Here is a 26,908-nt window from a genome sequence, read left to right as displayed (position 1 = left end):
CTTATTTTAGTTTTAAAATTTTATCAATATTTATTTCTTGTCTTTTCTTTGGAAAACTATCAAGATTCAGCGGCAAAACTTCTTTTAATGGATTTCCAATATTGTCTGTTAAACGAGCTTCATAATAATGGAAGTTAATATAATCTTCAGCGTGTTTAAGCTCTTTTTTATTCAAGTATTCAGAGTATCTTACCATTTTGTCATAGACATATTTTTCTCTTTCAACTAAAGGTTTTTTTAGAAATGCTTTTTTTCCAATTTTTTGGCAATCTCTGAAATGCATTAATTCGTGAAAGGCTTCATATAAGGTTGCTTTTTCTCTTAGTACAAGTTTCATTGTTTCCCCATTAGTAATAAACATTGCGGCTTGATGAGGATGTAATTTTACTATATTACCTGAAGGGTAAAAATATTCAGTCACTTCAATAATTCCATCTCCTTTGCCAATTTGTAAATCAACATTGTGAGTTGTTAAAAAAGCTTTAATTTTTTGAATATCAATTTCCTCTAATACTTGTCCGAGATATTTGCCTCTGTTTATTAAGGAAACTCCATCAAAAGCCTCATCCAAAACCTTCCCTTCCTCCTGAACGATATCATCAGTCTTGTTTTTGAGCAAATTCTCTAAAAACTGCTTAAATCCCTTCCATCCATTTTTACAGGCCTGAACAAATTTAGTAATTAAAACTTTAAAAAGCTGTAAAATATCTATGGCACCCATCGTAGCTGTAGAGATGACCTCCCGGGCTACCAGGCGAAGCATCGCGGTCACTTTTTCGGCTAGGTTTGCCGCTTCGGCAACTGCAGTTGCACCTCCTGTAAAATAGGCCAGGATTACTCCCAGAATGACTTCAAAAACAAATGAACCCGTAAAATAAGCATAATCATATTTTGTAAGACCTTTTGTTTTGTCGCCAAAAATACCTAGGATGTCTTTGATTTTATCCAGGCTGAAATCATTAATCAGGCTTCGTATCCCACTAAAAAAATCAGCAGCTTTTTCACTAATCAAATCAAAAAAGTCTTCAATGAATTCTAATTTGCCTTGTAATTCTTTTTGGAATTCGCCAGTGATTATTTTGTAGCTGTTTTTTTCTAACAACCAACCAATGGCACTTAGCAGTGTTTGCACTGTTGACAGTAAGCCATTTGCAACGCCCATAAGCAATGCTTTAAAAAGCAAAAAGGCTTCTCCGGCAAAATCAGCCATTTTGGTGACCCCTTCTTTAAAGATGCTCAACATTCCCTGGATTGTGCCGTATATTTTTTTTAAGAAAAGCACCCAAGGTTGAGGCAAGCTGCCTTTTATGAAGTTTTTTATTTGCGAAAGCGCCGTCTCAAAACTATTGGATATAAAATTCTCAATGGCATCAGGCATTAAATAATCGGTTCCTTTTTTTGCTGCATCCAGTGCGTTTTTTATAGCTTCAGAAAGCATTGGCTTGTTTTGCGGGATATAGTCCTTTTCGGTAAATTTGATTCCTTCAAGCCAACCGGTTATTCCATTTACAACAGTTGAAATAGTATTATTGTACCATTCATAGATGTCTTTTATGGTTTTGGTGGATGAACTGTTTGCATAGAGTTCATTGGACATGATGGATTTTACTTTGCTTTCTTCTATGTCAACAGAAAATATTTTTGTCAATATTGAGAAGTTGTCAGTTACCTCGTCGTTAAAAGTTTTAATGATTTTAGAGACAGTGCTGTTTTTCCTATGGGAAGCAATTGGCACAGTTTTGCCACTTATCAAGTCATTTAGCAAATCTTTATATTTGCTACCATATTTCACTAAGACAAAAGTCCCGAATAAGTTTGATTTATTTGGATTGTTTTTTTCACAGAAGAAAATGATGTCTCTTTCTTTTACAGTTGTTTTGTTATAGGCATTTATAATTTCATACCCATTGTCATACATTTTTACATCTATAGTATAAGAGAAGTTGTTTTCGAAAACAGTGATAGGATCATCAGTTTTAATCAACGTCCCATCGTTAGGTCTTAATAATTCTGCAAAAGGGCTTTTATAATAATTCTGGTTTGGCAATCCGCCAGTAAATCCTAATGGATTTGCACCCATCGGAAACAAACTCCCCAACAAACCCTTATCCTGCTCGTCATCGAAAACGACGGGCATTCCGTTATATGTGCTCATACAATTTGTTTTTTAAAGAATCCCCGCCTGCCAAGACAGGGATTCTATGGTTATATAATTTTGATTATGGTTCTACCGGAGGCGTTGTGTTATCCACTCCTTCGAGTTTTACAGCCTCATATTTCTTGAAAGGATTGGTAGAGATTTGTTCTCCGTTGCCATCAAGCACCGGTTCCCCGTCGGAGTCAAAGAGCTTGTAATCAGCACAATCCTCATCACATGGTAAAGCCTGGTCTACTTCCAGACCGATGCTTCCGGCCTGGATGACAGTCAAGGACGTTGGTACGCGGCTTTCCCAGGTTTCTTCGACTTCACCTTCAGTTTCGCGCAATTCCTCTACGATGGATACGAATAACGGATCGTCGATGGTTGGGACCTGTCCGCCGTTCCATACTTGTCCTGTGGCCATATACCAGTTTACGGCTTCTTCAAAGCCAGGACGAGCCGTTACGACTACCCTTGCCATACCGCTTTGCAAAAAGGCACGGAATGTTGGGTCATCAGATTCTGAGATGTTATACAGGTCAGACCATTTGCCTTTGTCGGCCCAATAGAACGGATATAAGTTGTAACTCATTAAGTTCCATTCGAATGCCTGTTCGAAGAATTTGACCTTGGCGGCATATTCTTCCAATAACGGATTGTCGTAATCTACCTGTACGGTGTCTACGGATTTGTTTTTAATCAGGTTAATTTCACCCAACGCTGCGTGGCTTGCTAAATACTCGATGCAGTTTTTGCGGAGCACGGTATTTTCAATCTGGCGATAGAATAACGGATTGGTTTTTACTTTGTCCATTTGCTGTGCTTTTAGCTCCGCAATTTTGGCATTGTATTTTTCCAATTCGGTTTCATAAGCTTTGATAATGGATTGGAACGTCTCAATTTGCCACTGTTCAAAAAACTCAGGTGTCCTTTCCAGAATGATTGTCACATTCAATCCCAACGAATACTGGCCGTATGATGTTGCTGTGACAGGAATGTTCTTATCGGTTGAGATTAATCTTTGCTGTTCCAGGGTTCCTCGTTTGGGAATCTCCCTTCCGGCGTCGATACCGTCTCTATAATAATCGAAAATCAGATTGCCGACAGTTGCCGCAGCACCACAGTTATGCGTATTAGGAGCACTGATCATTGATTTTCCTGTAGCAAATACTTTGGCATCCACTGCCTTATAGCCTTCAGGAACTGTAACAGAAGCTTTTTCGGCCCAGACTTTTTCCCCATCCAACCCCATTCCGGAGAATGAAAATTCTTTTCCTATACTACTGTCTTTGGCAGGAGGGGATAACACATCTGCATTATACACTGCAGCCCAATGCTGGTAATTGGTTTCAAGAACATTTTTATGCGAGGCAAGGGCAAGATCTCCACCGGCTATCCTAGGATCAATAGGTTTTGCTATTTTTTCAAAACCCAATTCCTCTTTTTTGGATGAAACGGCATAATTATGGAAAGCCGCCGGTTCGGGAATCATAAACTCATACATCAGCCTTTTACCGTAATTAATGATTTTGTTTTTGTAGATTTTGTCTACCCAACGGTACACTCCGGAAACATGCTGGTTGTTTTTCCTGTTGTCGAATCCGTGTTTGTTGTTTTCTTCGAATTCCTCGATGATTTTGGAAATACGTTCCTCTTTTACTTTCTGCACTACGCGGTCCAAGGCCCTTTCGGTTACTTCCTTGGCGTGTGTTACCGCCTGGTTGTCTGATTCTTCCGAAGAAGTATTGTTGGCAAAATCTGCACCGGCGGAAATGTTTCCTGTACCCCAGCTTTGATTCGCCGATACATGTGCCCCGAAAGAGGTGTCCTCATTCAGAATAGAGCTCATTTCCTGGTTCATCTCAAAACGGTCGGTCGAGGTCGAGTCTGTTAATTTCTCTTTTTCTTGCTCATTACTTGTCGTGGTTGTATCTTCTGTGCGTCGTAACCTGCGGGTTGCTTTTTCTTTGTATTCGCTTGCCATGACGTTTTCGATATGGGAAACCTCTCCCGGCACGTAGCAGCACACTTCCTGTTCCACTTTGCGGTAATCTGCAATTCCGATGCGTTTGATCCCAAAACCTGAAGGAATGTATTTGATTAGGCTTCCGTCTTCTGGAGCATCTGGAATATCCGTTGGGAGTTCTGGATCTAATTCAATTGCTATAATTTCATAAGTCCCTTTTCCAGACATAACAGAAATGTGTGAACCATCATTAATTGACGTATCAGGATCAAGGGTAAAAGGAGAAGAGGAAATGGTGAATTCACCAGCTAAATTGATCTTCCTTCCATCGCTTGCGGCAAGCATGCCTTCAATGGAACAGCTTGAAGGAGGCCACAAAGCAATTTCATCTAACAAAATCTTGACTGCCAGTTTGTTATTTATGATTGAGTCTGAAAATGAAGTTTGCTGAATGCCTGTTCCATTTTGAAGATTGGTTAATTGATAATTTGCGCTGATAATATCCATTCCAGCCGCGGCACCACTGAAGAGCATTGTAATTGGGGACCATGTACCTATACGTGTTGCGCCTATGGTAAAGATATTACCGCCTGTATTGTTTACAGGTGTTTCCGGTAATATAATACCGCTGGTACTTATCATTTTTTGCGTTACATCAGTGTTTTTGAAGATTTTTTTGGTGCCCAAGGCGATTTGTTTTTCCAAATGGCTGATGACTTCATCAAAGGTTGCATAACCATGTTCACCCGCAAGGGAAATTACCAAGTTAAAAGTATCGGTTGATGTGTTTTCTTCCACAAAATCATTTTCCAATTCGAATCCATTCATAGAAGAAACAAACGGCGGAATAACCAGATCTACATATTCCAGCACAGTTTTTTCCATATTGGTTATCGGGTCGATGATTGTTTTTTCAGCTGTTTCGGCATTGGCATACAGGTCTGCCAGCATTTCTTCATAGTCACGAATTTCGCTTTCCAGGACAGCTGCGTAATTTCGTTTATAAATTTGCTTTGCTTTTTTCAGTTCTTCTATAATCGACTTGTATTTTTGGACTAAATCAGCGGATAAAATCAAGTCTAGTTCCTTGTCCAGTTCTTTCGTATTTAATGGCAAAGCGGCAAGAGCTTGTTTCATCGCTTCTTTTTTAGGCGTCATATCCTGTTTTTCAAACAGTTCTTTTGGGATGATGACTCTGGCTTGTGCGAGTTTTCTGTGATCTTTCTCTGTGGTGATATCCTCTCTGCGTTCTAGAAAGAAATCGGCAACCAAAACTGAGAGAATCAGGTCCCTCAAATAGGGGGATTTAGAAGTGATAATCTGATAAAAAAGATTGTCCCATAATTTGAAACGCTTTTCCATAGTGGCAATGGGACTAACGAATTCTCCATTAGAACCAAGTCTTTCTAAGATGTCAGCTTCTGTTAGAGAAGAGCGATTGGAAGTTAGCCAGACAGCAAATCGATAAAGACTGTCAGGAATAAGGGCTTCGCTGCCGATGTACAAATCTTGGGTTTTTTTGATTGAGCTGCCAGTTCCAAAAGTTGTTGCTGCATCTGCCAAGGATTTTGCTTTTGTTTTTCCTGCCGGAATGGTTTTCGCAGCATCTAAGAAAACACTTGTGCCGGTAATGCCTGTTTCTGAAGGATGTTTTATAAAATTGAAATACTGCTCGACTGTTGCTTGTTCAAGTAGTTTCGGAGCCCGCATCGTCACGAAGCGGAATAATGTGTTTTTGATTTCTGTACTCATTGTTTAAATTATTTAAAGGGTTGCAAGTATTGTTATGTATTTTCTTTTTTTAAAACCCCTGCCGCATGAGGCAGGGATTTTAGAGTTAGGTATTTAAGATTCTACAGGAGGTTCTTCGTCTCCCGGATTGTAAATAGGAGGTGTTTGTTCCCCTTCGTCCGGGACATTGTCTACACCTTGCAATTTGACATCATTGGAATGTGTAAACGGATTGGTTGAAATTTGGTTTCCGTTGCCATCTAATACCGGCTGCCCATCTGAATCAAACAGTTTGTAATCGGCACAATCTTCGTCGCAAGGCAGAGCCTGAACTACTTCAAGCCCGGCACTTCCTGCCTGGATAATGGTTAAGGAAGTTGGCACACGGCTTTCCCATGTTTCTTCTACTTCGCCTTCGGTTTCACGCAATTCCTCTACAATTGATACAAATAAAGGATCGTCCATAGTGGGTACCTGTCCGCCATTCCATACCTGTCCTGTGGCCATGTACCAGTTTACTGCTTCTTCAAAGCCAGGTCGTGCCGTTACGATAACTCTTGCCATACCACTTTGTAAAAAGGCACGGAAAATTGGGTCGTCTGTTTCTGAGACATTGTATAAATCAGCCCATTTCTTTTTATCAGCCCAATAGAATGGGTAGAAATTGTAGCTCATCAGATTCCATTCAAATGCCTGTTCAAAGAATTTGACTTTGGCGGCATAGGTTTCCAGCTTAGGGTCGTCATAATTTACATGCATGTCTTTGATATCCCCATTAGCTAACAATGATTCTTTTCCTAAAGTGTCGTGACTTGCCAGGTATTCAATGCAGTTTTTACGCAAAACCATGTTTTCAATCTGACGGTAGAAAAGCGGATTTGTCCTTACTTTTTCTTCCTGCATTGCTTTGAGCTGTTCTAATTTGGCATTGTATTTGTCCAATTCCGCTTCATAAGCATCCATAATGGCATTGAATGTTTCCAGTTGCCACTGTAGTTTCGCTTCGTTGGTCAGCTGGCATTTTATATCTACACTTCCATTACCTGAATGATGTCCCAAAGCGGAATATGAGAAAGGTATTATTCCTTTAAAAGGTGAAAGTGGGGCATAAGCATTGAGGGGCATTCGGTTACCACCCAAAAGTACTGCGATACCAAAGCCTGGTTCAGGTGACCAATACCAGGTTGCCAAGGCTCCTACTGCCGCATAATTTTCAGGAATCCTTATGTCTTCACTTCCTGATGCAACTTCGTCAAATTCCCCGCCATTTATCTCGCCGGTTGTGAAAGAAAATGCCTTTCCGACATGGACAAAATCTTCAGGTTTTGAAGTGATTTCCACATTATAATGCGAAACCCAAAAACTATATTTCGAATTGAAAGTGTTATCCAATCTTAATTGAGAGTCACCGGGACTTCTAGGATCCAGGGGCTTTGTCAGTAATTCGAATCCAGGGTCTTGTTTTCTTGAAGCAATGGCCACATTATGAAACACAGCCGGTTCCGGGATCATGAATTCGTACATGAGGCGCTTTCCGTAATTGATCACCTTATTCCTATAGATTTTGTCTACCCAACGGTAAACACCAGAAACATGCTGGGTGTTTTTTCTATTGTCATAGCCATGTTTGCTGTTTTCCTCAAACTCTTCGATGATTTTGGAAACACGTTCCTCTTTTACTTTTTGCACGACACGGTCCAAAGCCCTTTCGGTTACTTCTTTGGCATGTGTAACTGCCTGGCTGTTGGATTCTTCAGAAGAAGTATTGCTGGCGAAGTCTGCACCGGCATTTATGCTTCCTCCTGTCCATTTTTGTTCAACAGACACATTGACTCCTATATGGGTGTCTTCTGCCAGTACGGAACTTATTTCCTGATTCATTTCGAAACGGTCTGTTGAGGTGGAGTCGGTTAGCTTCTCGATCTCCTGTTCCTTGGTTGATGTCGTGGTGTCTTCAGTACGCCTTAACCTGCGTGTTGCTTTTTCCTTGTACTCGCTGGCCATAATATTTTCGATATGGGAAACTTCACCCGGAACATAGCAACAGACTTCCTGCTCCACTTTACGGTAATCAGCAATTCCCAATCTCTTGATACCGAAACCAGAAGGAATGTATTGAATTACAGCGCCATTGTCAGTAGGATTTTCTACATCATCCGGTAATTCCAATGGGTCTGGAATCACGATTGATTTCATTTCATAAGTTCCTTTCCCTCTTAAAAAGTAAGTAAGGACACCACCGTCAATTATTTTGCCTGGAATTACAGAAAAAGGACTTTCCGTAAGGACCAGATTCCCGCTGAAATGGATTTTTCTTCCATCACTTAAAGTGAAAATACCTTTCAGCACCATATTGTCCCGATTGAACAGGTTGACCCCTGTCCCGAATATCTTAACCGAAAGTTTGTTGTTTGTCGTTGTGTCAATAAAAGAAGTCCCTATTACTTCCGTCTCATCATCAAAAGTCAACGAATAATTTGCTGCAATTATATCCAGGCCTACTGCTTCGCCGCTAAACATAAGATTTAGGGGAATGGTTCCCGAGGTATAGTTTGCCGCCACGGCAAAAACATTTGCTGTAACAATGCTGCTGGATGTGGTTGCCGGAAGGATGACACCATTGGAACTGATGACAGTTTGGTTTGATTCCGTATTGTTGAATACGTGTTGTGAACCTTCGGCAATTTGTGTTTCGTAATGGTTGATTACTTCGTCAAAAGTATCGTATCCGTTTACATCCACTATTCCTGAAATTAACGATGTGGTTTTGTCAGAAACTTTACCTGTAAGGCTCAATCCATCCAATTCCGGGTTTTTTTGAAACTCGAAAGGAGGAACAACCAAATCAACATACTCCGTTACGGATCTTTCAAGATTGATGGTTGGATTTGTATACGTTTTTGTTACTTTCTCTGCATTGGCATATAGAACGGCAAGCGTTGCCTCATACTCTTTCTTTGCCAAATCATAAGCTTTCTGATTTGCCTTGTTGTAGTTGTTTTGTGCTTTTTTTAATTCATCAACAATAGATTTGTAGGATTCGATTTTATCTTTGCACAGTATCAAGTCCAGTTCTTTATCCAATTCTTTAGTATCCAAAGGCAAAGCATCGAAAGCTTCTTTTAATAATGCTCTTTTAGCAGAAACATCTTCTTTTTCAAAGAGGATTTTTGGGATAATGACCCTGGCTTGTGCGAGTTTTTGGCAAGCTTCATCCGTATCTGGAATCATGGTGTAATTATTGATAAAAAAATCTGCCACCAAAAGAGAAAGGATGGTTTCCCTGATATAAGGGGATTTGGAAGTGATAATCTGGTAAAAAAGGTTTTCCCAAAGAGTATTGATATGTGCTTCGTTTTCAATAGCATCAATGCCGCCGAATTCTATTTTGCTGACAACTTCTGCATATTTTACTTTTGTACGGTTGGCGGTTAGCCAAACAGCAAAGTCGTAAAACTTTTTTGAGACTAATCCTGATGTGTGCAATTGTTCTCTTTTGGTTACCGGAGAAGCAAAACCCGTGGCTGTTTCTGACAAAACCAATGCTTTTGTCTTTCCTGCCGGGATGCTGGAGATAGCCTCCAGGAAATCACTGGTGATTTCTCCGGTATAATCAGGATTGGAGAATGGATGTTTAACGAAATTAATATCAACGGTTTCTTTTTCCAAAAGTTCCGGAGCCCGCATCGTTACGAAGCGGAATAATGTGTTTTTGATTTCTGTACTCATTTTAATTTGATTTAATAAAGGTTTATACTAATTGTAAGCGCTTACGGTTTTTGTGTGATTATAATCTTTCTTGTTGGGATGTAAATACACCAAATACTATATAAAAACTATTATTTATTAGTAACATTTATAATTTATAAGACTATTATCTTATAATCACAATGCAAATATAGACGAAAATAATCTACAACGCAATTATTTTAATAGAAAATTTTCATTTATTTTATATTTGACTGATATCTAGTAAGTTCTTAATTATTGGCAAGGCTTGTCTTTTTTTATTTATGATAATCAATGAATTCGATTACAGATATTGCGGTATTATTTTCATCTATTTAAGCATAAATGATGCTGTTTGTGAGATTTTATTGCTTTTTGTGCTGGAATGATAGATTATTTTCATAAGTTTGCCTTGTAATTCCAATAGATTAATTATGGTTTCGGAAAGAATAGGATTGTATATAGACAAAAAAGGGATTAGCTATTATGCTTTTGAGAACAGCATAAACGCCAGCAGGGGTGCTATTTCCAAAGCGGTGAAGGAGAATAAAAGCATCGGGTCTTCGATGCTGGAGCAGATTATGGCGGTTTATACCGACCTGAACCCGGTTTGGCTCCTGACAGGACAAGGGGAAATGTTTGTAGGGAATGAAGAAATGCTGTTGAATAAAAATATCGAAACCTATCAGCTCAAGACAGACAATGCCATGGAAATGCAGCAGATACCGTTGTACGATATCGAAGCGGTGGCCGGACTCGTGCCTTTGTTCCAGGATTCGAAATCGCAGGAACCGATAGACCATATTTCCATTCCGCACCTGCCTAAATGCGACGGGGCGGTTTATGTAACGGGAGACAGCATGTACCCGTTGTTAAAAAGCGGAGACATTGTTTTGTATAAAGAAATCCACGATTTGAAAAATGAGATTTTCTGGGGCGAAATGTATCTTTTGAGCATCGATATGAGCGGAGAGGAATATATTACCGTAAAATACATCCAGAAATCGGAACAGCACGGTTTTGTCAGGCTGGTGAGCCAAAACAAACACCACCAGGACAAAGATGTGGAACTGGGCAAGATAAAAGCATTGGCACTGGTAAAAGCCAGCATCAGGATTAATGCTATGCATTGATGGAAAAGGCTCTTTAAAATAAAGAGCCTTTTTTATTGAAATTAATAGATTCGTTATTGTTTTTCTTCCTGGTAAAAACGCTTGGATTGATACGCAATAGGAATGCCAATGCACACAATCAGGATAAACACGGATACGGAAGCACGGACAAAATCGAAAGGAGGAGGCGTAATACGGCTCATCGGAATGACCAACCGGGTAGTAACCAACCAGGCTACCACAGCAATTAAAATAGCATTGACCGTCAGGCTGAATTTAAAAAATGGTATTTTCGGATAAAGCCAATAGAAAACAGCCGTGCAGGCGAAGGCAATCACGAAATGGAATAATAGGCCAAACAGCATCATGCTTGCACCTCCAGAAAAAGCCGTGTCCCCGAAAATACCGCTGGCAATATACTGCAGCACTTTGCCGGGAGTTACATGAGCTGATAAATAAGCATTGAGACAGGCAGCCAAAATGTCGAGCGTACCGACAAAAAGAGTCGTTTGGAGTATTGATTTCCACATAGTTGATGGTTGTTTCAGTGTTGAAAAAGTACCTTAAATATACAATAATATTCAATCGGAAGGAAAAACGCTACATTTTTATCCGCCACAATAAAAAAATTACGGTTTTGCCGGTTACTTGTTGGCTTTTTTGATGACTTTCTCAACCCGGATCCTTTTGGATTCTTTTTCAATATCCGAAAGACGGGAGATTAATGTAGCTATAAAAAGTGTTTTGTTTTGATTGTCAATAATAGGCAAGGCCATTTCGGCATACATCGGTAGCTGGTTGGTCGGGCTCTTCAGCAATCTTTCGTTAAGCAGGGAAAAAGCATCTTCGGCATATTCTTGTACCGCACAAAGTTTTACCAATATCCGGACGCAATGGTCATTGGTCACAACCGAACCACTGTCTGCTACGGCGATTATTTTGGCCAATGCCTGGTACATTACCGTTGGGTTTTCGTCTGTAATAGCACTGAGGGCAGTCATGGCTCCCCATTGCAGGCGGTTGTTGCTACTCTCAAGCAAAGCTGTTAATTGCGGATGGAAACCGGCAATGAGTTTTGGCTTGACTTCCGCAATTTCATACAAGGTTTTGATGCAATCCGACTGGATGCCCTTATTTTTATGCTGAAGGTTTTCGACCAATTCCAAAATGGCTTTCTTATCTTCGGTCTGGGCAATTTGCCTTGCCAATTCCTGATTCGGGACTTCATCGCGCCGGCCCAATGATGTGGCCAATTTTTCCAGTATGCTCATAATAAAACGAAGGTTTCAGATTGTAACAAAGGCTAATTACCCGAAAAATAAAGAAAATACCAGAGATGTCAAATACTGTTTTTGAATACTAATATTCATAATCAACACAAAAGCGTTCTTCCCGGATGGTAAAGACCCAATTCCCAATCGCTTCGTGTTCGGGATGCTTTTGGTAACTGAAATAATCTTCCATCGATTTGAAATAGGAGTGAAGCACAATGTCAAAATTCGAATATTCGTTTTCAATATTCATCCCGACACGCAATTCGATAATTTCAGGCAGGATTTCTTGGAGGCCTTCAAGGCGTTCTTTCATCAATTGGGCATTCTCCGCTTTTGATTTTCCGTTTGCGGTTTCTTTGAGTTTCCACATGACAATGTGATGGATCATAGCGATTGTTTTAATAATTTGCAGATGTTTTTAGTACTGATATCTTGATAAAGATTTTTAATTTTACTTATCTCCGTCAAATTGTTTTTATCATAAACGATTTTCCAGGTTTTATCTGCTTCATTATAGTATTCCTTATATTGGATTTGTAGTGTTGAAAGTTTTTTGGACATTCTTGTTTCGTCGATTTTGTTTAATCCTTTTTCGAGGATTTGATTGAAATAAGGGTTAGTATTTCCTCCCTCAATAGAAAGAATATAGAAATCAGTGTATTCGATTTTATGATTTTTATAGCATTCCTGAATGTTTTTGTCTACCTTATAAAAGTCCTTTTTAGCACATACAAATAATTTTAGAGGTTTGGATTTGCTGTGTTTTCCATAACTTAAGAGAGTAAGACCATAGTTTTTGCCATCTACTGTAATGGTGTCAGATGTGACCTCCAATTGGGCATACAGCTGTGTGGAGAAAAATAGAATAAGGAAAAGCAGTAAGTGTTTCATAATTATATTAAGATTAGTTTAATTCCCAAACATCAATATATAAGATTGGTCCTTCAAAATGACAGTTGTTCAGACAAGTAACATCATTAAACAATAAATCACAATGGCCAGTTGACCAAACAGGATTACTTGATACCATTGAAAATATTCCTTTAATACCTGAAAGTATCATAGGATTGTTAAGTATTTGGTTTTGAGTGTAATTATGATGATTGATGTTTGTTGGACCAACTCCCGTATAGGTGTTAGTACCAAATGTTTTTCTCATCCAAGTATTCATGTCTCCGGCAAAAGTAAAATAATACTTGCCATCATCTCCGATTTTTGTTCCAGGAACATTCGGTATTGTAACTCCAGAATAATTTAAAGCTCTTGACATACGTATTGCACAGGTATTCATATTAAGCCTCTTAGCTGCTATTTTATTATAGACTGTCAATATTTGCCCGCCAATTTGCGTACATAATTGTTGTGCAGAGGTTGAACTTGATGGATAAGCACTATAAAAAGTATCAAAACTAGGAAGTGTTTGCTGTGGAAAAGTTAAACTTGGGTTATTCCAATATGCGGTATTTCTTGTTTCATCGCTTTCAGATCCTACTGCTGTATTGGAAAACCAATTTTTGTATTGCTTAAATGTTATTGTAGGATGAAGCATGATATAATTTATGGCCTGTTTTGCAAAACTTCTTTTACTTCCAGAGAATCCTTCAGTTGTAAAAAAAGCGAATAATTCAACACTAGTAATTGGATTTGCAGACAACCATGTTTTTTGCTCGGTTGTCAATGCGTTTGTAAAACCCGCATATAATTCCAGTGCCTCTTCTTCCGAAAGGATTGCTACGGTAGAATTTGTACCTGAAGTTCCTACAGTAGTAACTCCGCCATTAATATTAGTTATGTTAGTAGTTTCTCCTCCGCCATTGCTTCCTGAACAGTAATGATATGTATAAGATGATGGATGAGTACATGGTGCTGAATGTTCGTGACAAGTACATTCTACAATAAAAGTCACGGCATAACATTCCATTCTATCCATTGGGTTATCCAATACAAAAACTTCCTTATTGATTGGCACCAGAAGCTTGTTTCTATAATCAAATGTAATCAAACATGAAGAAATCACATTATTTCTATTTTCTATCAGCAATTTATAAATAAATTCTGTTTCATTCAAGTTTGATTTCCTTGCCTTAATGGTATAAGATTTATAATTTTCTTCTCCCTTGAATTCTTTAATAGAATCAAGTTCAAACTTAAAACCACCTTGTATTCTATTGGAAGCAATTTCATTCTTAGCGTTTTGAAGTTTTTGGATAATTTTCGGAGCGGATTCTATTTTAGATTTTAATTCATCAAAAGTAATCGTGTGTATGTTTTGATTTTGATTTTCTGTTGTTTGGGAATCTTTAGTACAGCAAATAAAAGTTGAAAGGATAAGAGTTAAAAATAATTGCAAAGGGATTTTGATTTTCATGGGATATTCTAATTGTAAAATTTTGATAATGATTTTATTTTTAGTTGCTTTTTCTCAAAAAATAGCCTTAACAACCTTGATGTGAACAATATTGTAGAAAATGATAGACTAAGATTATTGTGACGAAAGTAATGATTTTTCTGTCAAATTCCAGAGGAGTAATTTTTGTTTTATCAGAAAGAAACGACTTTGGACAAAACATAAAATTCAAACTTTTTATAATTCAGGTTTTCAAAATATTATGATTGTTATATATTTATCAATTTATGTGCCACAATAATAGCCACTATTTTTAATAAATTTTTATACCTCTGGTATTTCCTACAATGCCTTGTGCTTTTTTCAAGGAGTTTGGCTGCGGCTTTGTTTATTTTCAAAGTCTTTTTTAGGACACATAAATAACTTTAAGGGTTTGGATTTACTATATTTTCCATTACATAAGAGGGTTAAATATTTTCATAGTCAAAAGAAAATTAGTATTGTACGATGTCAATTGCATATATTTTGTTTCAAATCAATTTAACAATTCACAAATGCTATTGGAGACATTAATCGCAGGCATTCGTTTCCCTGACACTAGGATGATTAAAAGTAAGCTCTTTGTGTAAAATATACATTTTAGGAAAGAATCTACTGGTTTTTTTATCCCTGAAAAGAGTATCTCCCTTGATTCTGAACGTTTCTTCTACAGAAACTTTTGAGGCTGTAGCAAAATCGGTAGCTTTTCTTTTATGGATGGAAGAACAGTAAATGCTCAGTTTTGCTTTTTTTTGTGAAAAGTAAAAAGAAGTAAAGGGATTCAGCCATTTTACAATATTGGGATTGGTAAGCTGATCCGGTTCTCCTTCATTATAAGTGTATTTCCCAGACATCTGGACAGTCCCGTTTGGATGGAATTTCATAAGATATACGGTAATTTCACTTTTGAAACTCTTATCCAAAGACGGCAAAGTGTCTTTCGCAACGTACAAACCGGTATAGTTTATGGATCCATTGTCTTGTTGAAACGTCCTGTCTTCCGGGATGCAAAAACCGACAGCCAAAATGAAAACAAATCCAACTACTAAACAAAGAGAAAATCGATGGTATTGCATAAAATAGGGCATGTCTTTAAGGGTTATGGTTTTGCACAATTGCTAAATAGAAAACGCAACAGGAATCATCTTCCGCAAATATAACAAAACCGTATTATTTAATAAACTTTTCCACCTCCGGGATTTGCTGCAGTGCCTTTGTGTTTTGTTCCAGGAGTTTGGCCGAAGCTTTGTTTATTTTCCGCACTGGGATGGCTTTCCATTTTTCCAGGTCTTTTTCAAATTCGTTGTGGAAGAAAACCCGGGACAAATCCCGGATGACGCAAAAAGCAGCGATGGAATGCCCGTTTTCACTGTCATAATTAGCGTTATTGATGAAGAATTGTATTCGTTTAAAGAGCCCTTCTTCCGAATAAAGCGACAATTCGGTTAGTTTCCCGCGGTATTCCAGATCGGCTGAACCCACGCCTTTCAGTTTCGGGAATAATTTGTAATCCGCAAAATGGCGCCCTTCATGGCCAAGGTAGCTTACCTTGAAGGTTTCAGAGGTTGTATCATAAGATTTCCGAACACAAAACAAAGCCTCTTTGGTGGCCCAGCCTGCAGGATGGTAACGGCCTAATGTGGCATATTCGCTCCAACCCAACGTAATGAAATCGTCCATAAAATAAATCTTGACCGGCGTTTGTTTTCCTTCGTAACGGAGTTTGTAAACGGTATCTTTTTCGGTTTTCCAAACCAGCAAATCATAGAGGCCTCCGGTTTTTCCAAAGCCTGTAGTATGATAGCCCAGGCTGGTGATGTATTTTTTTTGGTATACATCAATACTGTCTTCGTTCAGGGTTAGGTTTTGAGCTGGTGGGAAATTCGTTTTCAGGAAATGAGTTACATTTCGCATAATCAGCGTATCGTTGTTGTCTTTCCGGTTTGAGAAGGACATTCGCCAGTAATCCCTGTAAATCAATAGTAAATCATCTATTTTTGATTTCCGGGAACTTAGGAAATCGCTTTGGTCTGCTGTGAATTTGAAACGGTTTTCAAAGGCGGTTTTGAATTTCAGGTCTTTTTGTGATGCTTTCCGCGACGGAGCCATTTCCAGCAAAGGCAAGGCAGCTATAGGATTTCCATCCAAACCCAAAGCATAAATCTTGGTGTAATCCAGTTTGATGCTGTCGTTGGCCTGGTTTTGTGCTGTTATTCCTAAAGCGGAACATAAAAGCAAGAGGGTGAGTGTGAAGGTTTTCATAGCGGTAGTTTTCTACAAAATTATTCGGACCTGATGAATAAAAATTGTATGAGATTAACTTTTTAACGCCTGGCGGAATTGGTATGGGGAAACGCCGTACTTGTTTTTGAAGGCATGGATGAAATGTGCATCGTCAAAAAAACCGTTGCCAAATCCTATTTCGGTAATGGATGATTGGGTGTTTAAAAGAAGGTGCATGGCGTTTTTGAGCTTCATTTCCAACTGGTATTCGCTCACGGTCATACCTGTTTTTTTCTTGAAAGTGCCCGAAAGGTATACCGGATGCACAAAAATCCTTTCGGAAAGGGAAGACAACGAATGAAAAACGGCCAGTTCCTCTTCCAATATCGTTTTGACCTTTGCAATCCAGGGCTGGCGGCCGGCAATAGGAATGTCCTGGTTGATCTGGAAAAGCCATTCATAAATCAATTCGGTATTGTTTTCCGGCACAACCTGATGGTTTACAAATTGGTGTACCAAGGTATAAAACGGGGCAAAAAGGCCGGTTTTATAATTCTTGAATCCTGCGGGCAACCGGAATTTGAAATCGAGGGTTTTGGCCCAGTCTTTTTTGAATTCTATATTAAAACAGGTGCCGCCGTTTTCCGTAAAAGCATTGCTGTGGTTGTATTCTTTGGGGCGGAAGATGATATTTCCGGCTTCGATGCCGCTTTGTTCTGTTTTGGTTTTTTCCAGATAAGTGCCTCGGGTCAGGATGCTGATATAATCGTTTTCGTGGTAATGTTCCGAAATGCTGAAACCCGGCTCATAGCGCTGCAGGCTAAATTTGAAAGCGTCATCTTCCTGAGCCAGTGTGTTTTTTCCGAAATATTCACCTTCTTTGAGTTGGAGTGTCATGTTTTAAAAGTAATGAAAATACTTTTTGATTACCGATTCTAATTATTTTTATATGCTCTTTTTTGTTTTAGGAGCTGTTTTGGCTTGTTTCATCCGTTGCTTATAAGTGGCATACGCATCATCATCCGTCAGGTTATAAAATAGCCTGAGCCTTTTTTCTTCCCATTCCTTTCCGTCAAAAACAGTGCTGCTAACCGGTTTTTCCATTAATTGCCAGGCATGGTCGTTTGGGAAATGCTCGATGATCATAAATTCGGGATCGGCCAAAAAATATTTTAAATCAAGATGTTTTTTGAATTTCCCGGTGTCATCCAGGTATCCGGAACCCCAGGTAGTATCGATAAGTTCCCATTTCCCGTTGATTTTTACGGCATTCCAGGCATGGCCGGCTCCATTAGGCCCCATATTGTAATACCGCGCCGTACCTTCAATGATAAGGCATTCTATCTGTGCAGCATTACACAATTCTAACAGCAGTTGCGAATATCCGGCACAGACTGATTTTTTGTTCTTCAGGGTTTTGGCCACAGTCACATCCTCTTCCATAATGGTTCCTTTTTTGAAAAGTACGGTATCGTATGCAATATTTTGGGCTATCCAATAAAAGAAAGTTTCCACCGTTTTGGCTTCCGATTTTATAGGACCGGAACTCAAGTAGCGCGCCAGGAGTTTGACATCAGTGGTTTTCGGGGCCTTGAGTGCGTGTGCATACAAGGTATTGTCTACCGGGGTTTGGGCAAATACAGAAAGGTTCAAAAGAATAAGAAACGCGGCATACATCCTTTTCATGGAAATCATTTTTTGAATTTCGTAAATATATCGTGAAAGAAGGTATTTACAATATTCCTTTAGAAAAGATTAAGAAATTTAAATGGAGTAAGGGGTTGGATTTCAGTAATAAAGGAGGGAATGTTGGTTGCAATTGAAGAAAACCAACAAAAAAGGATCATCTATCAAGACAATCCTTTTTTATAATTTGTTTTATGTGGAATTATTTCTTCTCGAAAACATTATTGGTTCGGTTCACATCGGCCATCAATTCCATCGGGTCAAGGGCAATGGCTTTGATCGCTCCTTTTTCTTTATTGATAGTGAATTCAAACGTAGGGTAAGCCCAGTCCCATCCGTCCAGGACGGTGCGTTGTACGTTCGGGAACGGATTTTCTTTTGTCCAGCGCATCAGCGTTAAAGGAATATAAAAAGTCTCGGCGCTGCCATCTTCATATACCACTATGATATCCAAAGGCATCGGCATGCGGCCTATGCGCTCCAGGGTAACTTTTGTTGTTTTGCCGTTTTCCATTACCGATCTAATGCCGTAATCAATGGTGTTGGTGGTTTTGGTCCAGTCGTTGAGGTACCAGTCCAGGTTTGCACCCGAAATTTTTTCAGCCGTATGTTTGATGTCGTTTGGCGTCGGATGTGTAAACTTATAATCGTTATAATAACGTTTGAGAGTTTTCATGAAATTGTCATGTCCTATAAGGTATTCCAATTGTGTCAGGAAAAGGTTTCCTTTGCTGTAGGCATCGGTGCTGTAGCTTTTGTTTTCGTCATAACGGTCCGAATGGATAGTTTGCGGTTGTTCTTTCCCGGATTTTACCAAATTGAAATAACCCGTATAGGAATCCTCATGCGGATTGGCCAGTTTTTTCTCGGCAATCTCGTTTAGGCCATAGTTTTCCAGCCAGGTAGTAAAACCTTCGTCCATCCAGCTGTTTTTGCTTTCGTTGGAAGCCAGTACGTGCTGGAACCAGGAATGTGCCATTTCGTGTGCGGTAACGCCAACTAAACCTTCCGGAGTGCCTTCTCCAACAATCAAAGTACACATGGCGTATTCCATGCCGCCATCGCCTCCTTGAATTACCGAATATTGTTTGTACGGATACTGGCCGACCGTTTTGTTGTAGATGGACATCAATTGTGCGGTTTTCGGCTGCAGGTTTTTCCAGTTGTCGATGATTTTCGGGTTGTTTTTGTATAGGAAATGCAGCATGACGCCATTTTCGGCAAGCAGTTTGTCATGGATGTAATTTTTGTCGGCTGCCCAGGTAAAGTCATGCACGTTTGGCGCTATAAAATGCCAGGTCAGGGTTTTGGTTTTCTTTGGAAGTTTGACCACAACCCCTTCATCCTGATAATTATAGCCTATTTCATTCGCGTTCTGCAAATAACCGCTCCCGCCTAAAACATAGTCTTTATCAATGGTGATGTTTACATCGAAATTACCCCATACACCATGGAATTCACGGGCAATGTACGGATCGGCCTGCCAGCCTTCGTAATCGTATTCGGCCATTTTAGGATACCATTGCGCCATAGAAAGTTCTACGCCTTCTTTATTGTTTCTTCCCGAGCGGCGTATTTGTACCGGGACCTGTCCGTCAAAATCAAGGGTAAAAGTTGTGGAAGCTCCAGGCAACAAGGCTTTCGCCAAAGTAACTTCGAGTATTGTGCTGACCACTTTGTTTTCCAGGGCCACGCCATCTTGTTTCAGGTTTGAGATTTTCAGGTAACCGATTTCGTTCGGTTTTAATGCCGAAATACGGCTTTGCTTTACATCTTTTCCATCCACTTTTACTTTGGTTACCATCCTTCCGTCCGGATCGGCAATGGTTTTGAGCCTTGCATCCATAGGGCTATTAGGCTGGAACGCATTATTGAACAGATGGTAATATACCCGGTGGAGCGTATCTGGGGAATTGTTGGTGTAGACCAAGGTTTGTGTCCCTTTGTACTGGTAGTTTTTCACATCCATGGTTACATTCATCTTGTAATCTGCATGCTGTTGCCAATACCCGGGATTTGGGTTTTTTTGTGCCAGCACAGCCGAAGAAACCAATAAGGAAAGAAATAAAAGTTTTTTCATTGTGTTGTTCTCTTTTAAAAGAAAACCTGCAACGCTAATGGCATTGCAGGATATTCATGATTGTATTTGTGTATTTTGAATTTATTTTTTAGCTAGCTTTTCGGCTAAAATCAAAGCATTGTAAGCATTTACGATTTTACCGGTTTTGGAAATGGCAGCCAATGTAGTTTGTGTTTTGCCTTCCGAACCCGCCAGGTTGATAGGAGTGGTCAATTCGGTTCCGGAATCCATAAGGATGTGTTTTACTTGCGAAGCGGTCAGGCTAGGATAGTAAGAACGGATCAAGGCAGCTACACCGGCAACATTTGGGGAAGCCATTGAGGTTCCCTGCAGGTATTCGTAGGTATTGTTTGGCGTGGTAGCGTAAATTTTTACACCAGGAGCAAAAACATCTACATTTTCTTTTCCGTAGTTGGAAAAATCAGCCATCAGGCCTGGTCCGTACTCATAATTCAAAGCACCGATAGTGATTACGTTGTCTGCATACTCCGGGTTTTTGCCGTCAGCATCGTTAGGGAAATTCGGCGCCGTATCGATATCCTCGGCATCGTTTCCTGCAGCATGTACAAAAAGGACGTCTTTGGATGCCGCATATTTGATAGCGTCATAAACCCATTGTTTGTTTGGGGAGAAGCCTTTTCCGAAACTTCCGTTGATTACTTTGGCACCATTGTCAACCGCATAACGGATCGCTAAGGCAATATCCTTGTCGTACTCGTCTCCGTTCGGAACCGCACGAACGGCCATGATCTGAACGTTGTTGGAGGCAATTCCGTCTCCACCTTTGTTATTCCCGCGAACGGCAGCGATAATACCTGCTACGTGTGTTCCGTGTTTGGCACCGTCTTTTTTAGGCCCGATAACGTTATTGTTCCCGTATTTTGTGTCGTTGATGTCGTTCGGGTTGTCCCCAACAATTTTACGCCCGTCAAAAGAAGTATTCAGGTTGTAGTTCACCTGATCGTAAACATAGTCTTTGTATTCCTGCATTTGCGCGTCAAATTCCGCTCTTGGCGTAGACGTCAGGATTTGAACCATCATCGCTTTGTATTGTGACAAAGCCTGGTCTGTAGTTTGTATTTTTTTAGCGTCTTCGGCAGTATAGTCTTTCTTTTTAAGGTAATCTGCTACGGCTTTGTCTCCGGCAAGGATAAAATCCAATTGCTGTTTTTGCGGAGCCAGTTCTGCTGTTTTGTGCTCCAGTTCTGCTTTGGCATTTTCAAATTGTACCGAACCGTCGTTGCCTTTTTTGACTATACGCGTCAATTCTAGCTGTTCGTTGTCGGCATCACCCAGGAAGTTCCATCCGTGGATATCATCAACATAACCATTGTTGTCATCGTCTTTTTTGTTTCCGGCTATTTCTTTTGGATTGTTCCAGATTTCACCCTGTAAATCTTCGTGTTCGATATCTACACCTGAATCCACAACACCGACAACTACTTTGGTTCCTTTTTTGCCTTTTAGCAATTCGGCATAAGCCCTGTCTACACTCATACCAGGCACTGTGTCTTTGTCCAGGTCGAAATGGCTCCAGCGTTGCAATTGTGTATCGGAAAGTTTAGTGGTTTTGAATGGTCTGACATCAATTTTAGCCGGGTTGGTACTTACGATGCCTTTTGGAGCGCTGCAACTTGCAATAGCTAAGGCAATGGCTCCGGTAAAAGTAATGGTTTTTAAAATTCTCATGTTTTGGATTTAATAAGTGTAAAAATCTGCATTAATCTAACAAAGTTATATTTTTTAACATTACTTTATATGATTTTGCTTAAAAAACTTACACTTTTGATTGTAGCCATTTGACGGTTTCCTGGGCAATCTTTTCATTAAAATTCCCTTTGGCATATTGTTGTTCGTTGAAGTTTTTGACAGCTTCCGGCCAATCCTTGCTTTTCATCATAAAATGATCCAGGTCGGGAATGGTGATCCAGGTAGCGGTATTGGGGTGTTTTTCATTAATTGTTTTCTGGGTGAGCATAGGTTCTACCAATGAACATTGCTCGTAATCGGTCCCGCCGTGCAGGATGAGGACAGGGCAGTTGACTTCCTGCCAGCTTTTGGCCAGGTCCAAAGTATCAAGCTGCTGCCAGAATTTCCAGGATCTTCCCCACATATTGGTGCTTCCGGGCTTGTAATTCAATTCCGAAACGACCAGGGCGTTGTATTCCGGGTTTTCCGATAATGTGGCAGGCGATTTTTTCAACACAAAGAACTCATAATAGATTTTCTGGATTTTACGGGTGAAATCTTCGGTTTGCTGATACGTCAGGTTTTCCAATAAAGGTTTTTGGACCCGATGCATTTCCAGCAGGAATTCGCTCCATGGGCGAAACACGGAACCAAAGACCATGACGCCTTTGGGATGGTGTTTTTTGGCGACTTCCGGAGCTATCGTGCCACCCATCGAATGCCCCCAGATAAATAAATTGGCCTTGTCTACAAACGAAAGCCGCTCCATATAGCTGTAGCCTGCATCGAAACTTTCAATATCGGTAAGCAAATCTGCTTCAGCGCAAGCTTCACAACCGAAACTGTCTCCCAATCCTGATTTTTCAATGGTCACTACGGCAAAACCGTTTTTGAGCCATTCGTCCATGAGTTTTCCATTGTAGCTTTTGCTGTAATTTTCGATACTTCCGCAACCGTAACCTGGGATTAGTAAAATGCAAGGGACGTTTTCTTTTCCTTTCGGTTTTCGAGTGATGGTCCTTAAATAACCGTTCCTAAATCGTACCCAATCATACATTATATCGGCCACGACCGATGTTTCCAGTGGTTTTACAACGGCTTTTGTTGTGGCTGTCGCCGTTTTTCCATTTCGGGTGTACTGAGCGGTTATTTTGTCATTTGCCCTGATGGCGGAGGCTGCTGCGGCATACAATTCCAAAGTTGAGGTGGCGTTTCCGTTGATGGACTGGATTACATCTCCTTTTTTGAGTTTGAGTTTGGATGCTGTCGAATTCGGCAGGACCGAATCGATACTGATTCCTTTTTCGGTAGGTTTGCCCAAAAAACCTATGAAAGCCTTACGCTCAGGGAAAGTTTCCCCGGCAACCGGAACAGGGCTTTGTGCACGAAGTACGGTGGTTATTGCTGTGATCAGAATGAGGGCTAAGGTCCAGGCTAATCGTACCATGATGTTTGTTGTTTGATTGATGATTGAAACTATGCTGATTTACAGTTCCTGATGATTTGATTTAATGTTTTATTCAAAATGTCCAATTCGTTAAGGGTTACTCCTTCCAGTGCGGTTTTCCTGTTTTCCAATACCAGGCCGTGCACTTTTTTGATGATTTGTTTTCCGGTTAGGGTCACTTTCAGGTTTGTTTTCCTTCGGTCCTCCATATTGACGGAACGTTCCAAATACCCCGATTGTACTAAAAGTGCTATAATCCTTGTGACCGAAGCATTATCTTTAAAAACCATTTCCCCTATTTCCTGTTGTGTGATGTTTGGGTTCTCCATGATTGATTTAATAACCAGCCATTGGTCTATGGTTATTTTGAATCCAAACTCTTTAAGCCTTTTCTGGGCATAAACCCGATATGTTCTTATGGCTTTGTCTATGGTGTAAAAGGTGATGTCTTTTAGTTTTTCCATGTATATTTTTTTCAAAATTAGAAATGATTTGTCAATATTTGATATATCAAATAAATTTTAATATAAAATTAACAGCCGCCAACTTATTCGTTTTCAAAAGTTGGCGGCTGCGGGTTTGTATGTTGTGCTTTAGTTGGTTAAGATATCCCCACAGGTAAAAACTTCTTTTTGGCGGACACCTTTTTCAGTCATTTCAACCGTTATGATTTCATTATGGGCATCGTGTTCCAGGAACAGATAGTAATTGTTTTCTGCGGCAGCGGTCAGGAATTTTGCTTTTTCCGGCAGTGTCAATAAAGGCCGGGTGTCGTAGCCCATTACGTAAGGCAGCGGCAGGTGGCCGGCTGTAGGAAGCAAATCAGCCATAAATACAATGGTTTTTCCCTGGTATTGGATGTGCGGGATCATCATCTTTTCGGTATGGCCATCCACAAAATAAATCCCAAAATCCAATTCGGACTGGTTCAGGAAATCGCCTTCCGGCCTTTTGATGAAATGCAACTGCCCGCTTTCCTGCATAGGCAGTATGTTTTCGGAAAGAAAAGAAGCTTTTTCCCTGGCGTTTGGTTGGGTTGCCCATTGCCAATGATTGTCATTGGTCCAGAATTTCGCATTCTTGAAAGCCGGCTCATAACCCGTTTTGTCCTTATTCCATTGGATGCTTCCGCCGCAATGGTCAAAATGGAGGTGTGTCATGAAAACATCGGTAATGTCATCCCGGTGGAAACCATATTTTGCCAACGACTTGTCTATGGAATGGCTTCCCCAAAGTGAATAATACCCAAAAAATTTCTCGGATTGCTTGTTTCCCATTCCGGTGTCAATCAAAATGAGCCGGTTTCCTTCCTCGATCAGCAAACAGCGCGCACCAATGTCAATCAGGTTGTTTTCATCTGCAGGATTGGTTTTGTTCCAGATGGTTTTCGGCACCACGCCAAACATAGCGCCTCCGTCGAGTTTGAAGTTGCCGGTTTCTATAGGATAAAGTTTCATGGTCTTGTTTTAAAAAAACTGCAATTTAAGAAAAACGGGCCGTTTTATAATGGCCTGATAAACTTTTTCTATAGCCGGATTAGTTATAAAAATGTTAGTAATTATGGAAAAAGGTTTTTTATATAGTATCTTTGTGGATTATTTAGACAAAATCAAATTAACGATGATAAAGGTATCAGATACAGCAAGTAAAAAAATTGTCGATATGATGAAAGATGACGGTTTTGATGCTACTAAAGATTACGTTAGAGTTGGCGTAAAAAGCGGTGGGTGTTCAGGATTGTCTTATGAATTGAAATTTGACAGGGAAATAGGAGAAGATGATAAGATTTTCGAGGACAACAATGTTAAGATTGCGGTCGAGAAAAAAAGCTTCCTTTACCTGGCTGGGACTATTTTGGAATTTTCAGGAGGATTGAATGGGAAAGGTTTTATTTTCAATAATCCTAATGCTAACAGGACTTGCGGTTGTGGGGAAAGCTTTTCCTTATAAAAAAAATTAAAAAAAATTATGTCAAAATACACGGAGGACGACCTAAAAATTGAACTCGAAAACAAAGAGTACGAGTACGGGTTTTATACTGATATAGAATCCGAAACTTTTCCTATTGGCTTAAATGAAGATATTGTACGGGCCATTTCACTTAAAAAGGAAGAACCGCAATGGATGACCGACTGGCGCATCGAAGCGTTTCGTGCCTGGAAAGAAATGACCGAGCCAAATTGGGCAAATGTGGCATATGATAAACCTGATTTCCAGGCCATATCGTATTATTCCGCCCCTAAAAAAGTAGATCCCAACAAAACCCTGGACGATGTAGACCCGGAACTTTTGGCGATGTACAAAAAACTGGGTATTTCACTCGATGAACAAAAGAAGATGAACAATATCGCTATGGATATCGTTGTTGATTCTGTCTCGGTGGCCACTACATTCAAAAAAACATTAGCGGAAAAAGGCATTATTTTCTGCCCTATTTCCGAAGCGATCAAAGAACATCCGGAATTGGTACAGAAATACCTGGGGACTGTGGTTCCGCAGAAAGACAATTTCTATGCCGCACTAAATTCTGCTGTTTTCTCTGACGGTTCTTTCTGTTATATCCCAAAAGGCGTTCGCTGCCCAATGGAATTATCAACGTATTTCAGGATCAACCAGGCAGGGACAGGGCAGTTTGAAAGAACATTGGTCATTGCCGATGAAGGAAGTTATGTTTCATACCTGGAAGGATGTACGGCGCCAAGCCGTGATGAGAACCAGCTGCACGCTGCAGTTGTAGAACTTATCGCCCTTGATGATGCCGAAATAAAATATTCTACGGTACAAAACTGGTACCCGGGGAACAAGGAAGGAAAAGGAGGCGTTTTCAATTTTGTAACCAAAAGAGGCTTGTGCGAGAAAAACGCAAAAATCTCCTGGACACAAGTGGAAACCGGTTCTGCCGTGACTTGGAAGTACCCGTCTTGTGTACTAAAAGGAGACAATTCAATTGGGGAATTTTACTCCATTGCCGTAACCAATAATTTCCAACAAGCCGATACCGGGACAAAAATGGTCCATTTGGGTAAAAACACGAAATCAACCATTATTTCCAAAGGAATTTCTGCAGGAAAATCGCAAAATAGTTACCGAGGCCTGGTACAAATCAGCGCCCGTGCCGATAATGCGAGGAATTTCTCGCAATGTGACTCACTGCTGATGGGCAACAATTGCGGTGCGCACACTTTCCCGTATATCGAAAGTAAAAATACATCTGCCAAAATCGAGCATGAGGCGACAACTTCAAAAATCGGGGAAGACCAGGTGTTTTACTGCAACCAGCGCGGAATCCCGACCGAGAAAGCCATTGCCTTGATCGTAAACGGTTTCAGTAAGGAGGTATTGAACAAACTTCCGATGGAATTTGCGGTAGAAGCACAGAAATTATTGGAAATCTCCCTTGAAGGTTCCGTAGGTTAATTACAAATCAGAATAAAATACATTCGAA

General features: G+C 40.1%; 20 protein-coding genes. 3 read left to right on the top strand and 17 right to left on the bottom strand.

The window, feature by feature from the left end:
- Window position 1: 1 nt before the first annotated feature.
- From E4635_RS06695 to E4635_RS06685, 3 genes are all read right to left on the bottom strand, one after another.
- Window positions 2-2,155, bottom strand: coding sequence for a zincin-like metallopeptidase toxin domain-containing protein (locus E4635_RS06695; protein WP_135525856.1), 2,154 nt, complete (start codon window positions 2,153-2,155; stop codon window positions 2-4).
- Between the two features lie 64 nt (window positions 2,156-2,219).
- Window positions 2,220-5,858: a hypothetical protein gene (locus E4635_RS06690; RefSeq protein ID WP_135525855.1), complete on the bottom strand. Its 3,639-nt coding sequence runs from the start codon at window positions 5,856-5,858 to the stop codon at window positions 2,220-2,222.
- Window positions 5,859-5,951: 93 nt separating this feature from the next.
- Window positions 5,952-9,566: a hypothetical protein gene (locus tag E4635_RS06685; protein ID WP_135525854.1), complete on the bottom strand. Its 3,615-nt coding sequence runs from the start codon at window positions 9,564-9,566 to the stop codon at window positions 5,952-5,954.
- Window positions 9,567-10,000: 434 nt separating this feature from the next.
- Here E4635_RS06685 and E4635_RS06680 point away from each other — a divergent pair, with 434 nt between their 5' ends.
- The gene (locus E4635_RS06680; RefSeq protein WP_135525853.1) at window positions 10,001-10,699 is read left to right on the top strand and encodes a S24 family peptidase; all 699 of its coding nucleotides are present in this window, start codon (window positions 10,001-10,003) and stop codon (window positions 10,697-10,699) included.
- A gap of 53 nt (window positions 10,700-10,752) precedes the next feature.
- Here E4635_RS06680 and E4635_RS06675 read toward each other — a convergent pair whose 3' ends face one another.
- From E4635_RS06675 to E4635_RS06610, 14 genes are all read right to left on the bottom strand, one after another.
- Window positions 10,753-11,208, bottom strand: coding sequence for a DUF1440 domain-containing protein (locus E4635_RS06675; protein WP_135525852.1), 456 nt, complete (start codon window positions 11,206-11,208; stop codon window positions 10,753-10,755).
- A 114-nt stretch (window positions 11,209-11,322) separates the two neighbouring features.
- Window positions 11,323-11,949 carry a HEAT repeat domain-containing protein gene (locus E4635_RS06670; RefSeq protein ID WP_135525851.1) on the bottom strand — a complete coding sequence of 209 codons (627 nt, stop codon included), beginning with the start codon at window positions 11,947-11,949 and terminating at the stop codon, window positions 11,323-11,325.
- Between the two features lie 88 nt (window positions 11,950-12,037).
- The gene (locus E4635_RS06665) at window positions 12,038-12,340 is read right to left on the bottom strand and encodes a Dabb family protein (RefSeq protein WP_135525850.1); all 303 of its coding nucleotides are present in this window, start codon (window positions 12,338-12,340) and stop codon (window positions 12,038-12,040) included.
- Window positions 12,337-12,843 carry a hypothetical protein gene (locus tag E4635_RS06660; protein ID WP_135525849.1) on the bottom strand — a complete coding sequence of 169 codons (507 nt, stop codon included), beginning with the start codon at window positions 12,841-12,843 and terminating at the stop codon, window positions 12,337-12,339. The genes E4635_RS06665 and E4635_RS06660 overlap by 4 nt, the downstream gene beginning before the upstream one ends.
- 13 nt (window positions 12,844-12,856) lie before the next feature.
- Entirely contained in the window at window positions 12,857-14,320 is a 1,464-nt protein-coding gene (locus E4635_RS06655) for a T6SS effector amidase Tae4 family protein (RefSeq protein ID WP_135525848.1), read from the bottom strand.
- A gap of 548 nt (window positions 14,321-14,868) precedes the next feature.
- Window positions 14,869-15,426: a hypothetical protein gene (locus E4635_RS06650; protein ID WP_135525847.1), complete on the bottom strand. Its 558-nt coding sequence runs from the start codon at window positions 15,424-15,426 to the stop codon at window positions 14,869-14,871.
- A gap of 82 nt (window positions 15,427-15,508) precedes the next feature.
- On the bottom strand, window positions 15,509-16,600 hold the full coding sequence (locus E4635_RS06645) for a hypothetical protein (RefSeq protein WP_135525846.1): 1,092 nt from the start codon (window positions 16,598-16,600) through the stop codon (window positions 15,509-15,511).
- Window positions 16,601-16,654: 54 nt separating this feature from the next.
- A complete protein-coding gene (locus tag E4635_RS06640) occupies window positions 16,655-17,458 on the bottom strand; it encodes an AraC family transcriptional regulator (protein ID WP_135525845.1) in 804 nt (267 codons plus the stop codon).
- Between the two features lie 48 nt (window positions 17,459-17,506).
- On the bottom strand, window positions 17,507-18,247 hold the full coding sequence (locus E4635_RS06635; RefSeq protein WP_169630213.1) for a transglutaminase domain-containing protein: 741 nt from the start codon (window positions 18,245-18,247) through the stop codon (window positions 17,507-17,509).
- 202 nt (window positions 18,248-18,449) lie between these two features.
- Window positions 18,450-20,327 carry a M1 family metallopeptidase gene (locus E4635_RS06630; RefSeq protein WP_135525843.1) on the bottom strand — a complete coding sequence of 626 codons (1,878 nt, stop codon included), beginning with the start codon at window positions 20,325-20,327 and terminating at the stop codon, window positions 18,450-18,452.
- An 81-nt stretch (window positions 20,328-20,408) separates the two neighbouring features.
- A complete protein-coding gene (locus E4635_RS06625) occupies window positions 20,409-22,016 on the bottom strand; it encodes a S8 family peptidase (RefSeq protein WP_135525842.1) in 1,608 nt (535 codons plus the stop codon).
- Between the two features lie 88 nt (window positions 22,017-22,104).
- Window positions 22,105-23,463 (bottom strand): alpha/beta fold hydrolase, encoded by a 1,359-nt coding sequence (locus tag E4635_RS06620; protein ID WP_135525841.1) that lies wholly within the window; start codon window positions 23,461-23,463, stop codon window positions 22,105-22,107.
- 29 nt (window positions 23,464-23,492) lie between these two features.
- The gene (locus E4635_RS06615) at window positions 23,493-23,927 is read right to left on the bottom strand and encodes a MarR family winged helix-turn-helix transcriptional regulator (protein WP_135525840.1); all 435 of its coding nucleotides are present in this window, start codon (window positions 23,925-23,927) and stop codon (window positions 23,493-23,495) included.
- Between the two features lie 129 nt (window positions 23,928-24,056).
- On the bottom strand, window positions 24,057-24,920 hold the full coding sequence (locus tag E4635_RS06610) for an MBL fold metallo-hydrolase (protein ID WP_135525839.1): 864 nt from the start codon (window positions 24,918-24,920) through the stop codon (window positions 24,057-24,059).
- 163 nt (window positions 24,921-25,083) lie between these two features.
- Here E4635_RS06610 and E4635_RS06605 point away from each other — a divergent pair, with 163 nt between their 5' ends.
- Both E4635_RS06605 and sufB read left to right on the top strand, forming a co-directional pair.
- Complete coding sequence (locus tag E4635_RS06605; protein ID WP_135526020.1) at window positions 25,084-25,413, top strand: HesB/IscA family protein; 330 nt, start codon at window positions 25,084-25,086, stop codon at window positions 25,411-25,413.
- 18 nt (window positions 25,414-25,431) lie between these two features.
- A complete protein-coding gene (gene sufB / locus E4635_RS06600) occupies window positions 25,432-26,880 on the top strand; it encodes a Fe-S cluster assembly protein SufB (RefSeq protein WP_135525838.1) in 1,449 nt (482 codons plus the stop codon).
- Window positions 26,881-26,908: the final 28 nt, after the last annotated feature.

It is taken from the genome of Flavobacterium humi (genome assembly GCF_004745595.1).
In the GTDB taxonomy this organism is placed as follows: Bacteria; Bacteroidota; Bacteroidia; order Flavobacteriales; family Flavobacteriaceae; genus Flavobacterium; species Flavobacterium humi.
The sequence above is the reverse complement of the archived record's forward strand: the minus strand, read 5'-3'. Positions and strand labels throughout refer to the sequence as shown.

Bases quoted from the DNA above. Each gene is read 5' to 3' on its own strand.
- E4635_RS06695 (WP_135525856.1), bottom strand. From the start codon at position 2,155: ATGAGCACATATAACGGAATGCCCGTCGTTTTCGATGACGAGCAGGAT.
- E4635_RS06690 (WP_135525855.1), bottom strand. From the start codon at position 5,858: ATGAGTACAGAAATCAAAAACACATTATTCCGCTTCGTGACGATGCGG.
- E4635_RS06685 (WP_135525854.1), bottom strand. From the start codon at position 9,566: ATGAGTACAGAAATCAAAAACACATTATTCCGCTTCGTAACGATGCGG.
- E4635_RS06680 (WP_135525853.1), top strand. From the start codon at position 10,001: ATGGTTTCGGAAAGAATAGGATTGTATATAGACAAAAAAGGGATTAGC.
- E4635_RS06675 (WP_135525852.1), bottom strand. From the start codon at position 11,208: ATGTGGAAATCAATACTCCAAACGACTCTTTTTGTCGGTACGCTCGAC.
- E4635_RS06670 (WP_135525851.1), bottom strand. From the start codon at position 11,949: ATGAGCATACTGGAAAAATTGGCCACATCATTGGGCCGGCGCGATGAA.
- E4635_RS06665 (WP_135525850.1), bottom strand. From the start codon at position 12,340: ATGATCCATCACATTGTCATGTGGAAACTCAAAGAAACCGCAAACGGA.
- E4635_RS06660 (WP_135525849.1), bottom strand. From the start codon at position 12,843: ATGAAACACTTACTGCTTTTCCTTATTCTATTTTTCTCCACACAGCTG.
- E4635_RS06655 (WP_135525848.1), bottom strand. From the start codon at position 14,320: ATGAAAATCAAAATCCCTTTGCAATTATTTTTAACTCTTATCCTTTCA.
- E4635_RS06650 (WP_135525847.1), bottom strand. From the start codon at position 15,426: ATGCCCTATTTTATGCAATACCATCGATTTTCTCTTTGTTTAGTAGTT.
- E4635_RS06645 (WP_135525846.1), bottom strand. From the start codon at position 16,600: ATGAAAACCTTCACACTCACCCTCTTGCTTTTATGTTCCGCTTTAGGA.
- E4635_RS06640 (WP_135525845.1), bottom strand. From the start codon at position 17,458: ATGACACTCCAACTCAAAGAAGGTGAATATTTCGGAAAAAACACACTG.
- E4635_RS06635 (WP_169630213.1), bottom strand. From the start codon at position 18,247: ATGAAAAGGATGTATGCCGCGTTTCTTATTCTTTTGAACCTTTCTGTA.
- E4635_RS06630 (WP_135525843.1), bottom strand. From the start codon at position 20,327: ATGAAAAAACTTTTATTTCTTTCCTTATTGGTTTCTTCGGCTGTGCTG.
- E4635_RS06625 (WP_135525842.1), bottom strand. From the start codon at position 22,016: ATGAGAATTTTAAAAACCATTACTTTTACCGGAGCCATTGCCTTAGCT.
- E4635_RS06620 (WP_135525841.1), bottom strand. From the start codon at position 23,463: ATGGTACGATTAGCCTGGACCTTAGCCCTCATTCTGATCACAGCAATA.
- E4635_RS06615 (WP_135525840.1), bottom strand. From the start codon at position 23,927: ATGGAAAAACTAAAAGACATCACCTTTTACACCATAGACAAAGCCATA.
- E4635_RS06610 (WP_135525839.1), bottom strand. From the start codon at position 24,920: ATGAAACTTTATCCTATAGAAACCGGCAACTTCAAACTCGACGGAGGC.
- E4635_RS06605 (WP_135526020.1), top strand. From the start codon at position 25,084: ATGATAAAGGTATCAGATACAGCAAGTAAAAAAATTGTCGATATGATG.
- sufB (WP_135525838.1), top strand. From the start codon at position 25,432: ATGTCAAAATACACGGAGGACGACCTAAAAATTGAACTCGAAAACAAA.